General features: G+C 56.2%; 13 protein-coding genes and 1 other RNA gene. 6 read left to right on the top strand and 8 right to left on the bottom strand.

Annotated features, from left to right (window positions below; all coding sequences use genetic code 11):
- Positions 1–2: 2 nt before the first annotated feature.
- From NUX24_RS11485 to kbaZ, 7 genes are all read right to left on the bottom strand, one after another.
- Positions 3–1,151 (bottom strand): SIS domain-containing protein, encoded by a 1,149-nt coding sequence (locus NUX24_RS11485; protein ID WP_257831623.1) that lies wholly within the window; start codon positions 1,149–1,151, stop codon positions 3–5.
- 246 nt (positions 1,152–1,397) lie between these two features.
- Positions 1,398–2,531, bottom strand: coding sequence for an N-acetylglucosamine-6-phosphate deacetylase (gene nagA / locus NUX24_RS11480; protein ID WP_257831621.1), 1,134 nt, complete (start codon positions 2,529–2,531; stop codon positions 1,398–1,400).
- Positions 2,528–2,962 (bottom strand): PTS galactosamine/N-acetylgalactosamine transporter subunit IIA, encoded by a 435-nt coding sequence (gene agaF / locus NUX24_RS11475; protein WP_023333563.1) that lies wholly within the window; start codon positions 2,960–2,962, stop codon positions 2,528–2,530. The genes nagA and agaF overlap by 4 nt, the downstream gene beginning before the upstream one ends.
- A 16-nt stretch (positions 2,963–2,978) precedes the next feature.
- Positions 2,979–3,857, bottom strand: a complete 879-nt coding sequence (gene agaE, locus NUX24_RS11470) for a PTS N-acetylgalactosamine transporter subunit IID (protein WP_045355422.1) — start codon at positions 3,855–3,857, stop codon at positions 2,979–2,981.
- Positions 3,847–4,626, bottom strand: a complete 780-nt coding sequence (gene agaW / locus NUX24_RS11465; RefSeq protein WP_024906387.1) for a PTS N-acetylgalactosamine transporter subunit IIC — start codon at positions 4,624–4,626, stop codon at positions 3,847–3,849. The genes agaE and agaW overlap by 11 nt, the downstream gene beginning before the upstream one ends.
- A gap of 10 nt (positions 4,627–4,636) precedes the next feature.
- The gene (gene agaV / locus NUX24_RS11460; protein ID WP_023309307.1) at positions 4,637–5,110 is read right to left on the bottom strand and encodes a PTS N-acetylgalactosamine transporter subunit IIB; all 474 of its coding nucleotides are present in this window, start codon (positions 5,108–5,110) and stop codon (positions 4,637–4,639) included.
- 20 nt (positions 5,111–5,130) lie between these two features.
- A complete protein-coding gene (gene kbaZ, locus NUX24_RS11455) occupies positions 5,131–6,426 on the bottom strand; it encodes a tagatose-bisphosphate aldolase subunit KbaZ (RefSeq protein ID WP_257831613.1) in 1,296 nt (431 codons plus the stop codon).
- A gap of 251 nt (positions 6,427–6,677) precedes the next feature.
- Between kbaZ and NUX24_RS11450 the strand changes: the two genes are divergently transcribed.
- Entirely contained in the window at positions 6,678–7,481 is an 804-nt protein-coding gene (locus tag NUX24_RS11450) for a DeoR family transcriptional regulator (RefSeq protein ID WP_214576906.1), read from the top strand.
- Between the two features lie 46 nt (positions 7,482–7,527).
- Here the strand turns inward: NUX24_RS11450 and garD are convergent, their stop codons facing one another.
- On the bottom strand, positions 7,528–9,099 hold the full coding sequence (garD, locus tag NUX24_RS11445) for a galactarate dehydratase (RefSeq protein ID WP_045888054.1): 1,572 nt from the start codon (positions 9,097–9,099) through the stop codon (positions 7,528–7,530).
- Between the two features lie 374 nt (positions 9,100–9,473).
- Here garD and garL point away from each other — a divergent pair, with 374 nt between their 5' ends.
- The 5 genes from garL (at position 9,474) to tdcB (ending at position 14,279) form a co-directional block, all read left to right on the top strand.
- The gene (gene garL, locus NUX24_RS11440; RefSeq protein WP_214576908.1) at positions 9,474–10,244 is read left to right on the top strand and encodes a 2-dehydro-3-deoxyglucarate aldolase; all 771 of its coding nucleotides are present in this window, start codon (positions 9,474–9,476) and stop codon (positions 10,242–10,244) included.
- A gap of 21 nt (positions 10,245–10,265) precedes the next feature.
- On the top strand, positions 10,266–11,156 hold the full coding sequence (gene garR, locus NUX24_RS11435) for a 2-hydroxy-3-oxopropionate reductase (protein WP_257831608.1): 891 nt from the start codon (positions 10,266–10,268) through the stop codon (positions 11,154–11,156).
- Between the two features lie 59 nt (positions 11,157–11,215).
- An RNA gene (rnpB, locus tag NUX24_RS11430) (RNase P RNA component class A) lies at positions 11,216–11,592 on the top strand.
- 676 nt (positions 11,593–12,268) lie between these two features.
- Positions 12,269–13,189 carry a transcriptional regulator TdcA gene (gene tdcA / locus NUX24_RS11425; RefSeq protein WP_008501504.1) on the top strand — a complete coding sequence of 307 codons (921 nt, stop codon included), beginning with the start codon at positions 12,269–12,271 and terminating at the stop codon, positions 13,187–13,189.
- 100 nt (positions 13,190–13,289) lie between these two features.
- Positions 13,290–14,279, top strand: a complete 990-nt coding sequence (gene tdcB / locus NUX24_RS11420; protein WP_032640996.1) for a bifunctional threonine ammonia-lyase/L-serine ammonia-lyase TdcB — start codon at positions 13,290–13,292, stop codon at positions 14,277–14,279.
- Positions 14,280–14,287: the final 8 nt, after the last annotated feature.

Here is a 14,287-nt window from a genome sequence, read left to right as displayed (position 1 = left end):
TCTTAAGCCTGCCACGGATGAATAACAACGCCCTGCACCACGCGGTTGACCGTCCCGCTGGCGGATGGCGTATCGGGCGTAATGCCTGTGCTAAGCGACTGGGTGAGCGCAAAGACCTGGGCATACATCAGGAAGCAGAACGCCTGTTCCATATCGATAAACGGACGTGAAGGCGGCAGGAGAATATGCGGACCCGCTTCAATGACCGGATCGTTTTCAGCGGCGATGGCGACGACGCGCAGGGCCTGGCGATCGCGGCGCAGCTCGGCCAGCAGATCCAGATCGTACTGACGCGTATACGGATGGCTGGAGATGAACACCACCACCAGCGTTTCGTTGTCGACCAGCGACTTCGGCCCGTGACGGAAGCCCGTCGGGGAGTCGTAAAATGCCGCCAGCTTGCCCGCCGTCAGCTCCAGCACCTTTAGCGCCGATTCGCGCGCCGCGCCCTGCAGGCCGCCGCTTCCCAGATACACGATCCGTTTCCACGGTTCGCTGCCAAAGACGCCGTTGCTGAAATCGCCGAGCGTAGTGAGGATCGCCTGACAGCGTTCGGCGACGTCGCGGAAGGTATGGCTGTTGATCGTTTCCGCAGCGAACACGGCCAGACAGCTCGCCATCATGGTGGTGATGCTGCTGGTCATCGCGAACCCGCGATCGTGCGTTTCGGCAGGCATCAGCAGGGCAAAGGCGTTATCGTTGTCGACGGCGTTTTGGTACAGGCTCCCCGCCTCGTTACAGGTAATGGACAGGTGATAGCACTCCGGCACGAACTGGTTTGCCAGCTCAACGGCCGCGACGCTTTCCGGACTATTGCCGGAGCGGGCAAACGAAACCAGCAGCAGCGGGTGCGCAGGGCTGAAGTAGTCCATCGGGTTCGTGACCAGATCGGTTGTCGGGACGGCGGTGAAGTTTTTCCCGGTGTGGCTTGAAAGCCATGGCGCAATGATATCGCCGATAAAGGCGGACGTGCCCGCGCCGGTCAGGACGATTCGCAGATCGTGCTTGCGCAGCAGCGGCGTCAGGAAACTGTCGATCGAAGCACGCAGGTTATCGATGTTGTTGAGCGAGCGGATCCAGCTGGCAGGCTGCTGGCGGATCTCTTCCTCGGTCCAGGTGCCGGTTGTGGCGGCGGGAGTGGTTTGTGGCATAACTCAGTCCTTAGTCGTGTGAATTCCACATCAGACGCTGGCAATCGTGTCGCTATCTTTCGTTTCGTTTCACTTGTTCACTTAAGCAGTTAAATAAAATCTATAGAAAAGAAATCGAAACTTCAACGGGAGAAAAGAAATAAAACGAAAAGTGTGATCGTGAAAGGAAAGGGAAAATTTAAGGAAAGGAAAAGAAAGGCCTTACGATCGGGTGCCGTAAGGCCAACAGGAGACACAATGAAAGGGCTAAAGGGGGAGAGCCTGGCCCTGAATCCAGATCCGCTGGAGGTGTAAACCCCCGTCCAGCGCAATGATATTGGCGCGTTTGCCCGCGGCTAAGGAGCCAAGCTGATCGTCAACGCCCAGCAGCCGGGCAGGGTGCAGCGAGGCCATATGGATCGCCTCTTCGGCGGTTACGTCCGCATACTCCACCATATTCCTGACCGCGGCATCCAGCGACAGCGTGCTGCCCGCCAGCCCGCCGGAGCCGGTTCGAACCACGCCGTTTTGCATCGTGACCTCTTCACCGCACAGGGTATACCGACCGTCCGGCATACCTGCCGCCTGCATGGCATCGGTAATCAGCACCACGCGATCCTGCGCGCAGCAGCAGCATAAGCGCATCGCCCCCGGATGGACGTGGTGGCCGTCGGCAATTAGCTCCAGCCACGCCCTTTTGTCCGTAAGCCCTGCGCCGACCATGCCTGGCTCTCTGTGGTGCAGCCCCGTCATGCCGTTGTAGCAGTGCACCAGCCCGTCGGCACCCGCGTCAAGCGCGGCGAGAGTTTGCTCGTACGTGGCCGCGCTGTGGCCAAGCATCACGCGTATGCCTCGCCGTTTAAGATGGTGGATCGCCTGCAGCGCGCCGGGTTTTTCTGGCGCGAGCGCCACAACCCGTAGCGTGCTCTGTGAAACGTCATTCAGCCTGTTCAGCTCGGCGATATCCAGCTCCCGGAACAGCTCGGGCGGATGCGCCCCTTTGTTCTGCGGCGTAAAGAACGGTCCTTCCAGATAACTGCCCAGGATCTGCGCGCCGGGTCCGCCGGACTGACTGCGCCGGGCGATACGCATCAGCGCGGCGTGGATAATCTCCAGCGGCGCGGTGACGGTGGTGGGCAGAAATGCGCCCACCCCTTCGCGCGCTTTATGCACTGCCAGAGTGTCCAGCGCGTCAGGCGCATCATCCATGACGTCCACGCCCGCGCCGCCGTGGACGTGCGTATCGATATACGCCGGGCAAAGCAGTTCCGCATCGCGCGTCGTCACGCCCGCTGGGATGGGTTCAATCGCCGCAACCGCGCCGCTTTCAATGCGTAGCTGGTGGTCGTCCAGCCAGCCCTGTTCGGTAAGGATCCGTCGCGCGCGCAGCAGCTGGCTCATATCCCTTCCTCAGCCGGGGCTTCCTCGCGACAGCGCCCCAGCTCGTCCACCAGGCTCGTCAGGCCGCGGTGCCCGCACTCCAGCGCCTGCAGGCGAAACGCCTCGCTGCTTAATCCGTCGCGCTCCAGCACCATCTCCAGCAGCAGCTGCAGGTTGGTGCCGGTAATCACTTCGCTACCCGGCCTTTGCATCGCGAGCGTTGACGCCACGCGGAACGGCGTGCCGCCGAGCAAATCGGTGAGAAACACAATATCGTGCTGCGCATCGAGTTCGCTTACCGCCTGCTCAAGCTGAGCGGTCAGCCGCGCGGTGGTGGAGGTTTCCGGAAAATCGATGGCGATAAACTGCGGCTGCTCGCCGAGGATCTGCTTCATCGCCTGCTCAAGCCCGCTGGCAAAACCGCCGTGACCCGTCAAAATAATGCCTAACATCGCAACCTCTTTGCTTTTACAGGAAGTGACAGAATTTACCGACAACGCCCAGCAGCACGGTGATACCGATCAGCCGCAGCGGGCTCCAGCCGCGGCGCACCAGCCAGAACATGGTCAGGGTGTAGACCAGCGGCAGGAACGCGGGCATCAGCTTGTCGATGACGTCGGCCTGCAGTTTGACGACCGCATCACCCGCCTTGATTTCGAGCGTGGTATTGAGGCGGACGTAGGTTGCCACCAGCGCGCCGATCACCGTCATCCCGACGATAGAGGCCGCGTGGCCGACCTTTTTGGTGTTGGCTTTAATCAGCGGAATGGCCGCGACGCCCATCCGGTAAGCGTAGTGCGCCAGGCCAAAGCGCAGGCCAAGGTGCACCACGTTAAACAGTACGATAAAGACCACCGCGCCCAGAATCGACCCTTGCAGCGCCAGGCTGGCGCCAATACCGCCGCAGATGGGCAGCAGGGTTAGCCAGAACATGGCGTCGCCAATACCGCCGAGCGGCGCGCCGACGGCAATTTTGGTGCTCTGGATGCTGTTCACATCCTGCTTGGATCGCTCCATCGCCAGAATGATGCCGATAACAAAGGTTACCAGGAACGGGTGGGTGTTAAAGAAGCCCATATGCCCTTTCATCGCCCGCGCCAGGTCCCGCTTGTTGGTGTGGATCTTTTTCAACGCGGGCAGCAGCCCGTACAGCCAGCCGGAGGCCTGCATACGCTCGTAGTTAAACGAGGCCTGCAGCAGCATGGAACGCCAGGCCACGCGGTTAATATCCTTTTTCGTCAGCTCGGCACCGATGTTCTGGTCTTCGTAGACGTTTTCATTCACGCCGGTCAGCAGCGTCTCTTCGCTTTCAGACACGCCCGGCAGGGTGGTGTGGTTAGATGCCATCTTCGAATTCCTCTTTCTGGGCCGCGGGAGCCGTCGGTTCAGGTGATTTACGCATCAGGTCGATCAGCGCCATGGCCAGCGCGGCCGCCGCAATCGCCAGCACCGGTAGCTTGAGCCAGGCGGCGGCGACAAAACCGATAATGAAGTAAGGGATGTAGACGTTTTTCATCATGATCTTCAGCAGCACGGCAAAGCCGATGGCGGGCATGATGCCGCCCGCGACGCCGAGGCCGTCAATCAACCGCGCCGGCAACACATCAATGGCGGTTTTCGCATGTTCCGCACCGAAGTAGATCGGCAGGAACGCGCACAGAAAATAGAAGATGCCGAGCGCCAGCAGCGCAAGATAGTTAACCCGTTCAATACCGTGAGTATCTGCATTGGCCGCCATGCGATCGCATCGTGACATCACGCCGGACATCACCGAGAAGAGGAACGTAATCCCCATCTGTACCGCAACGGCAAACGGCACGGCGACGCCCACCGCGACTTCTGGCTTCACGCCGGTGCTGATGGCAAATGCGGTCCCCACGATGGTGCCGATAATGACGTTAGGCGGCTGGGCGCCGGCGAGCGGGGCCAGCCCCATCCAGACCAGCTCTAACGTGCCGCCGGTCAAAATGCCGGTGTGCAGATCGCCCAGAATCAGGCCGACCAGCGGCCCGAGTACCACCGGTCGGTGCATGTGCGTTAACCCGTTAAACATATCCAGACCGGCGATAAAGGCGAGTATGCCCAACCCAAGCGCCTGCAACAGACTGATTTCCATTGTGAATCCCTCAGAGCAGTTTAAAGAGATCCAAAGCAGTTTCTGTTGGAACGCCCTGAACGAAGCATTCCACACCGGCCGCTTTCAGGCCGTTGAACGCGTCAATATCGTTCGCGTCGACAGAGACCGTTTTGGCAATTTGTTGTTTGCCACTGGCGTAGTGCATGTTTCCGACGTTGATACGGGTGATGGGCACGCCGCCCTCGACCAGCTTCAGAAAATCGGCGGGTGATTTGCAGACCAGCAGGATTTTCTGGCGGTCAGCGGCGCGGTGAATGTTGTCGATGACCTTTTGCAGCGACCAGAAGCGCACGGCTATCCCTTCCGCGAGCACCATTTCCATCAGGTTCTGTTGAACCGGATCCTCAGCGACCTCATCGTTAGCGACGAGCACCAGGTTTGCCCCCGCAAACCCCACCCACTGCACGCCCACCTGACCGTGGATCAGGCGTTCGTCGATGCGGCATAAAACAATGTTTGGCATAGCGTTTTCCTCTTTTTTAATTATGCGTTTTGAGTCGTTACGCCTTCGCAGGCGGCGTGGTACTGCTGGAGTATGTCCTGAATGTGGTCGATGATGAGTTCCCGTGGCGTTGACTTGAGAGCGCCCTCGCGAACTTTGCCGTACTGCAGCGGCAGGTACTGGCTGATCAGCGGCAGAGGAACAGGCTCGTCTGCCAGGTTACGCACCAGCCGTGCAAAGGCGTCGTCAATTTGGCTGTCCGGCCAGTAGTAGCGCACGCGGTCAGAGTAGCTGTAGCCGCGCGCCAGGCGGCGCGCGTTGCCGTCACCGTGGTAATGGCTTTGCCAGTATTCCGGGCGGTCGAGCATGACGTTTTCCAGCACGTGACGCAGGCCGGAGCTGGCTTTTGCCGGCAGCAGCTCCTCTTCAATGGCGGCCAGCGAAAACAGCGCCTCGCGCAGGGCGAAGGTCAGGGCGGGGCCAACTTTCAGAATGGCAAAGTGATCGTTAACCAGCTGGCGCAGCGCCTGCGGCGTCTGGTAGTCGGTGGAGTGCGCTTCAAACACCAGCGTGTCGTAGGCTTCAACCATTTTGCTCAGGGCAACGGCTTTCTGCGGCTGATAGTCGCAGACGTGCGCGTGGTCGAACTCCACGCCAGGCTGGACCACCAGGCCAATAATGCGCGGCCAGATGTCGCTTAAGCCTTCCTTTTCTAACACGTGGCGGTGCGCTTCAAGCGTGGCGCGGGCCGCGTCCGGCGTGGTGACGGCAAGTTCGGTGAGCGTCTCGTGCGCGCCACCGGGAACCGGCACTTCCGTACCGATAACGTAGACCAGATCGGATTCACCAAACTGCTCGCGACAGGTTGCTTCGGCAATCTTCGCCAGACGTGCGGCGCGACCGGCGACGATCGCGTCGGTCAGGGGAACCGGGTCGTCATCGCAGGACATGCTGCAGTCGAGGTGGATCTTTTTGAATCCGGCGGAAACATAGCTTTTGATCAGATCGTCGGCATTTGCCATCGCCTGTTCTGCAGGGAGATTTTGCCAGCGGTTAGGACCCAGGTGATCGCCGCCGAGGATCAGCTGTGACGTCGGGAAACCGAGCGACTCGGCCAGCCGGCAGACAAACCCGTGAAAATCCGCAGGCGTCATGCCGGTATAGCCGCCAAACTGATCCACCTGGTTGGAGGTGGCCTCGATCAGCAGCGGCGACTGACGCGAATGCGCGTAACGAATGGCTGCTTCAAGTACCAGCGGATGTGCGGAACAGACGGCATAGATCCCGTTTGAATTCCCTCGTTTATGTTGTTCCACCATTTCTGTCAGATGTTTCACTTTCCTCTCCATTTCGGATGGTCATGATATTTATCTTTCGTTTTGTTTCATTTAATCCTGCATCATGGTGATATAAAAATAAAACGAAAGATAATAGTTTTCCGATCTGTTTCACAAAAGAAACATAATGAAAGGTTTCAGCGCAGTGTTGGCTTGCGTCTGTACGTAAGGCGGGACTTGCATTCCCGAAAAAGAAAGGCCTTAATAGGCAAAACGAAATGAAACGAAAGAATATTTATTAAGGATCTCGTATGAGCAGCACCGATTCATCCGCGGAAAAGCGCATCACCGGCACCAGTGAAAGGCGAGAGCAGATCATTCAGCGGTTGCGGGCGCAGGGGAGCGTGCAGGTTAACGATCTGTCTCATCTGTACGGCGTATCGACGGTGACGATCCGCAACGATCTGGCGTTCCTGGAGAAGCAGGGCATCGCCGTTCGCGCCTACGGCGGGGCATTGATTTGCGAGGGCAATGCGCCGGGCGCTGAGCCTTCCGTGGAGGATAAAAGCTCGCTGAATACGGCGGTGAAGCGCAGTATCGCGCAGGCCGCTGCCGCGCTGGTCAAACCCGGGCACCGTATTATTCTGGACTCCGGCACCACGACGTTTGAAATCGCCCGCATGCTGCGCCAGCACACGGACGTGATTGCGATGACCAACGGGATGAACGTGGCGAATGCGTTGCTGGAAGCGGAAGGAGTGGAATTGCTGATGACCGGCGGGCACTTGCGCCGTCAGTCGCAATCCTTCTACGGTGACCAGGCAGAACAGTCGCTACAGAATTACCATTTTGACCTGCTGTTCCTCGGCGTTGACGCCATCGATCTCGAACGCGGCGTGAGTACGCATAACGAAGACGAAGCCCGCCTGAACCGCAAAATGTGCGAGGTGGCGGAGCGTATTATCGTTGTCACGGACTCCAGCAAATTTAACCGCTCAAGCCTGCATAAAATCATTGATACGCAAAGGATTGATATGATTATTGTCGATGAAGGCATTCCGGCGGAGAGCCTGGACGGGCTGCGGAAAAGCGGGATTGAGGTGGTGTTGGTTTAAGTTTTTTTACCCTCTCCCCTATGGGAGAGGGTAGGGTGAGGGGAAATCACGTCACCGGTGCCGGGTTAAACACCGCCAGCTGGTTATGCAGTCCCCACTGGTCGGAGAACGTTTTCTTCCGCCCGCTGGCGACATCCAGAATGAAGTGGAACAGTTTCCAGCCCACGTCCTCAATGCTCTCTTCTCCGGTGGCGATGGTGCCCGCGTTGATATCCATTAAGTCATACCAGCGGTTCGCCAGCTCGGTACGGGTCGCCATCTTGATCACAGGCACCGCCATCAGGCCGTACGGCGTGCCGCGCCCGGTGGTAAAGACCTGTACCGTAATGCCGGATGCCACCTGCTGCGTGCCGCAAACGAAATCGCTGGCCGGCGTTGCCGCGTAGATTAGGCCGCGTTTCGTCGGACGCTGGCCCGGAGAGAGGACTTCCACAATTGCGCTCTGGCCGGATTTGGCAATCGATCCAAGGGCTTTTTCCACCACGTTTGCCAGGCCGCCTTTTTTGTTCCCCGGTGAGGGATTGGCGCTGCGGTCAGTTTTGCCCATATCGAGATAGCTATCGTACCAGGCCATTTCCTCAAGCAGGCGCTTGCCGACCTCTTCATTAACGGCGCGTGGTGTGAGCAGATGGATGGCATCACGCACTTCGGTTACCTCGGAAAACATCACCGTGGCGCCGCAGCGAACAAGCAGATCGGACGCATAGCCCACCGCCGGGTTGGCCGTCACGCCGGAGAAAGCATCGCTGCCGCCGCACTGGGTGCCTACTACCAAATCAGAGGCCGGGCAGGTTTCGCGCTGGCGCTTGTTGAGCTTGTCCAGATGGCGTTCAGCCACCTGCAGAATATCGTCGACCATTGAGCGGAAACCCACGTGGCGCTCGTCCTGCAGACGCACGATGCTGGCCTCGTCTGCCGGAATGGCTTTGACATCTTCGGTGCCCTGCAGCAGGCGCTCTGGCTGCAATTTTTCACACCCCAGACCGATGACCATCACCTCGCCGCCAAAGTTCGGGTTGAGGGCAATATTGTGGATGGTACGGATAGGCACTACCGCAGCGGGTGCGTTAATCGCCACGCCGCAGCCGTAGAGGTGGTTCAGGCCAACCACGCCGTCGACGTTCGGGTATTTTGGCAGCAGATCGCGTTCGATGATTTTCACCACGTAGTCCACCACGCCCGCCACGCAGTGCACGCTGGTGGTAATGCCAAGCAGATTCTTGGTGCCGACGCTGCCGTCCGCGTTGCGGTAGCCTTCGAAGGTATAGCCTTCGAGAGGAGGAAGAGGTTCCGGCACGCGGGTCGCCAGCGGAAGCGTATTTAGCGGCGGTGCTTCCGGCAGCGCCACCAGCGACTCCTCAACCCAGCTGCCCTGCGGTATAGAGCGAACGGCATAGCCGATGACTTCACCGTAACGTACAATTTCGCTGTTAGCAGGGATATCCACCAGGGCGACTTTATGTCCCTGCGGAATATGCTCAATCAGTTCCAGCCCGTCCGGAAAGCGGGTGCCCGCTTTTAAGCCATTGTCGTTGACAATAATCGCCACATTATCAGTGTCGTGGACTTTTATATAAAACGCCGTCGGCGATGCCTGTCGAATTTCAATGTCGGCCATTGTTCAGTATTCTCCAGCAAAGTGTCTGATAATAAATTCAGCCAATTTTCAAAGGGTAGAAATAAATACGCGGCTTTCAGAAATAAAGCATGTCAGCATAGGGGATATGAAAATGTGATCTCGATCGCTCCCGAGCCAGTAATGCCTGATTCTGTGCATTAGCGCCCAGCGCATTGTGCATATGCAAAAAAATTCATTGAAATGTTACGCAATGCTTGAGCATTAAAACAATGTGCGGTCGTGGGTTGCGTTTTATACTGAATGACGATTTTATAACGCCAAAATACGTCAGAATAATAAATATAATGCTGGCGCGGTGTCTGGATAAATAAAATGATGCTGATATAGGCTGCGGAATTAAAAAGGTAAATAAGATGAATAACGATATCTTCCCGAATAAATTTAAAGCGGCCCTCGCGGCGCACCAGATTCAGATTGGCTGCTGGTCCGCGCTGGCAAACCCAATAAGCACCGAAGTGCTGGGTCTGGCCGGGTTCGACTGGCTGGTGCTGGACGGCGAACATGCGCCAAACGATATCAGCACCTTTATTCCGCAGCTGATGGCGTTGAAAGGCAGCCCCAGCGCCCCGGTAGTGCGCGTGCCCACCAACGAGCCGGTGATTATCAAGCGCCTGCTGGATATCGGTTTCTACAACTTCCTGATCCCGTTTGTGGAGACGGAAGAACAAGCGGCCCTGGCCGTAGCCTCAACGCGCTATCCGCCAGAAGGGATCCGCGGCGTTTCCGTTTCGCATCGCGCCAATATGTTTGGCACCGTGCCGGACTACTTCGCGCAGTCCAATAACAACATCACCATTCTGGTTCAGATCGAGAGCCAGCAGGGCGTTGATAACGTTGACGCGATTGCGGCCACAAACGGCGTGGACGGTATCTTCGTCGGCCCGAGCGATCTGGCGGCCGCCTTTGGCCACCTGGGTAACGCCGGCCACCCTGACGTGCAGCGCGCGATCCAGCACATCTTTGCCCGCGCTAAAGCACACGGCAAACCGTGCGGCATTCTGGCGCCGGTTGAGGCTGACGCCCGTCGCTATCTGGAGTGGGGAGCCACGTTTGTTGCCGTTGGCAGCGACCTCGGCGTATTCCGCTCAGCCACGCAGAAATTAGCCGACGCTTTTAAAAAATAACCATCATTGAGGAAACAGATTATGACGCTGAAAGTGGGTTTTATTGGCCTGGGCATCATGGGTAAACCAATGAGTAAGAACCTCATCAAAGCGGGTTACTCGCTGGTGGTATCCGATCACAATCCGCAGGCCGTGGCAGAGGTAATGGCGGCGGGCGCTGAAACGGCCACCACCGCTAAAGCCATTGCCGAGCAGTGCGATGTCATCATCACCATGCTGCCCAACTCCCCGCATGTTAAAGAAGTTGCGCTGGGTGAAAACGGCATTATCGACGGCGCGAAGCCGGGCCTGGTGCTGATCGATATGAGCTCTATCGCACCGCTTGCAAGCCGTGAAATCAGCGAGGCGTTAAAAGCGAAGGGTGTCGATATGCTGGATGCGCCGGTCAGCGGCGGTGAGCCGAAAGCGATCGACGGCACGCTGTCGGTCATGGTTGGCGGCGATAAAGCCGTTTTCGATAGATTTTACGACCTGATGAAAGCGATGGCGGGCTCGGTGGTGCATACCGGGGACATCGGAGCGGGTAACGTGACCAAGCTGGCAAACCAGGTGATTGTGGCGCTGAACATTGCCGCCATGTCCGAAGCGCTGACGCTGGCAACCAAAGCGGGCGTCAATCCGGATCTGGTCTATCAGGCCATTCGCGGCGGTCTGGCGGGCAGTACCGTGCTGGATGCCAAAGCGCCGATGGTCATGGATCGTAATTTCAAACCCGGTTTCCGCATCGACCTGCATATCAAAGATCTGGCGAACGCGCTGGATACCTCTCACGGCGTAGGCGCGCAGCTGCCGCTGACCGCGGCGGTCATGGAGATGATGCAGGCGCTGCGTGCCGATGGCCTGGGCACGGCCGACCACAGCGCGATTGCGTGCTACTACGAAAAACTGGCGAAGGTGGAAGTGGCGCGTTAATCCCGCCTTGCCCACACCTGAGGGTGACAGCGGCGCGCAAACCCTCTATACTGCGCGCCGAAGCTGACCAGACAGTCGCCGCTTCGTCGTCGTCCCTTTCGGGGGAGACGGGCGGAGGGGAGGAAAGTCCGGGCTCCATAGGGCAGGGTGCCAGGTAACGCCTGGGGGGGAAACCCACGACCAGTGCAACAGAGAGCAAACCGCCGATGGCCCGCGCAAGCGGGATCAGGTAAGGGTGAAAGGGTGCGGTAAGAGCGCACCGCGCGGCTGGTAACAGTCCGTGGCACGGTAAACTCCACCCGGAGCAAGGCCAAATAGGGGTTCACATGGTACGGCCCGTACTGAACCCGGGTAGGCTGCTTGAGCCAGTGAGCGATTGCTGGCCTAGATGAATGACTGTCCACGACAGAACCCGGCTTATCGGTCAGCTTCAACTTCTTAAAAAACCCCGCCTCGGCGGGGTTTTTGCTTTCCGGGTGATGCTGGATGGGTAAGCGCAGCGCCGGACAAACGACATCAATTCTCATATTTGCGACATTAAGCACATTTCACTGTTTTTATCCCTTCAGTATCGCTTCTGCATCTATAGAAGATCGTCATCACAAAATTTCACGCTAAAAAACACACGATTTTTAGTATTGATAATTTGTTATGTTTGTTGCTTTTATGATCGCGAATGTTTTCTCGTTTGATATGCATATATTGAAATCAAATACATTTACCCCGTGAATATGTGACGCATTCCACTCTTTTCCACAAACCTGAAAATTCGCATCGGAAAAATTTAATAAAATGAAAGAATGTTTCAAACCAATAGCGGTTATTTATTGGTCTTTAATTGCCTGAAAGATCGTCTTTATTGATTTTTTTAACGCAGAAAAATTTATCAAGGTTATCGCCATAAAATAAATTTATTACTACTGATTTTATTGATCGATATCAGCGTAATGGTGTATCTGAAATTATCCATTTTATTGATAATAAAGGTGTTTTTAGGTTGTTGTTGTTCCATTGAAGCATGCGGAAAAGCAAATTGTGAGTGACAGCACATACCCCCTTAAACACTATTAGGTAGAATCCGCTCCGTCATAGGGAAATAAGCGCAGAATATTATGAACACTATTATTCTACCGAAAACACAGCACCTCGTGGTATTTCAGGAAGTCATTAAAAGTGGCTCCATAGGTTCTGCAGCAAGACAGCTTGGCCTGACGCAACCCGCCGTCAGCAAAATCATCAGCGATATTGAGTCCTACTTCGGCGTGGAAGTGATGGTGCGTAAAAACACCGGAGTAAAACTCACTGCCGCGGGCCAGGTTCTGCTCTCATACTCAGAGTCGATCACCCGCGAAATGAAAAACATGGTGAGTGAGATTAACAGCCTGAGTTTCAGCACCGTTATGGACGTCTCCTTTGGCTACCCGTCGCTGATCGGCTTTACCTTCCTGTCCGAGATGATCAAAAAATTCAAGGAAGTGTTCCCGAAAGCACGCGTCTCGATGTATGAAGCCCAGCTCTCCTCTTTCCTTCCGGCCATTCGCGACGGCCGTCTGGATTTCGCCATTGGCACATTAAGCGATGAAATGCTGCTGCAGGATCTGCACGTCGAACCGCTGTTTGAGTCCGAGTTTGTGCTGGTCGCCAGCAAAACGCGAACGTGCACCGGCCCGACGACACTGGCATCGCTCACGCACGAGCAGTGGGTGATGCCGCAAACCGATATGGGCTACTACAAAGAACTTCTGACTACTCTGCAAGACAACCACATCAGCATCGAAAACATTGTCCAGACCGATTCCGTCGTCACCATTTATAACCTTGTCCTGAATGCCGATTATTTGACGGTCATTCCCCGCGATATGATTGCGCCGTTCGGTTCTGACCAGTTTATTGTGCTGCCCGTGGAAGATGAATTACCCGTGGCGCGTTATGCCGCCGTGTGGTCAAAAAATTACAGGATTAAAAAATCGGCGTCAGTATTAGTTGAGCTGGCAAAACAGTATTCGTCGATGAATATCGAAAGACGACGATGAATAATGAGTATTGATTTTAAAAACACCCAGAGCTTATCTCTGTAGCGCTCTGATACCCTGACTTTGCCTGAAAAGAATGAATTATTATAACGAGGATATTATGCATATTACCTACGATCTCCCGGTAACGATTGAAGATATTCAGGACGCCAGAAAACGACTGGCAGGAAAAATATATAAAACCGGTATGCCTCGCTCGAATTATCTCAGCGAACGCTGTAAGGGCGAAATATTCCTGAAGTTCGAGAACATGCAACGTACCGGCTCGTTTAAGATCCGCGGCGCGTTTAACAAATTAAGCTCGCTGACCGACGCTGAAAAACGCAAAGGCGTTGTCGCCTGCTCCGCGGGGAACCACGCGCAGGGTGTGTCCCTCTCCTGCGCCATGCTTGGCATCGACGGTAAAGTGGTGATGCCGATGGGCGCGCCGAAGTCTAAGGTGGCCGCGACGCGCGACTACTCGGCGGAAGTGGTGCTGCACGGCGAGAACTTCAACGACACCATCGCCAAAGTCAGCGAAATCGTCGAGATGGAAGGGCGTATTTTTATTCCGCCGTACGATGACGCCAAAGTGATTGCCGGGCAGGGCACCATCGGTCTGGAAATTCTCGAAGATTTATACGACGTGGATAACGTTATTGTGCCTATCGGCGGCGGCGGTTTAATTGCCGGGATTGCGACGGCAATTAAATCCATCAACCCCACCATTAATATCATCGGCGTGCAGTCAGAAAATGTTCACGGCATGGCGGCATCGTATCAGGCCGGAGAAATAATGAGCCATCGCGTTACCGGCACGCTGGCCGACGGCTGCGATGTTTCTCGTCCCGGTAATTTACCGTTCGAAATTGTTCGCGAGCTGGTTGATGACATTGTGCTGGTCAGCGAAGACAACATTCGCGACAGCATGATCGCGCTTATTCAGCGAAATAAAGTGGTGACGGAAGGCGCCGGCGCGCTGGCCTGTGCCGCGTTATTAAGCGGCAAGCTTGACCACTATATTCAGGGTCGTAAAACCGTCTGCATTATTTCCGGCGGCAATATCGATCTCTCCCGTGTTTCCCAAATTACCGGCTTCGTTGACGCATAAAGGTGACC

It is taken from the genome of Enterobacter sp. HG048 (genome assembly GCF_024702055.1).
Lineage (GTDB): Bacteria > Pseudomonadota > Gammaproteobacteria > Enterobacterales > Enterobacteriaceae > Enterobacter > Enterobacter dykesii.
This window is presented reverse-complemented; position numbering and strand designations above follow the sequence as displayed.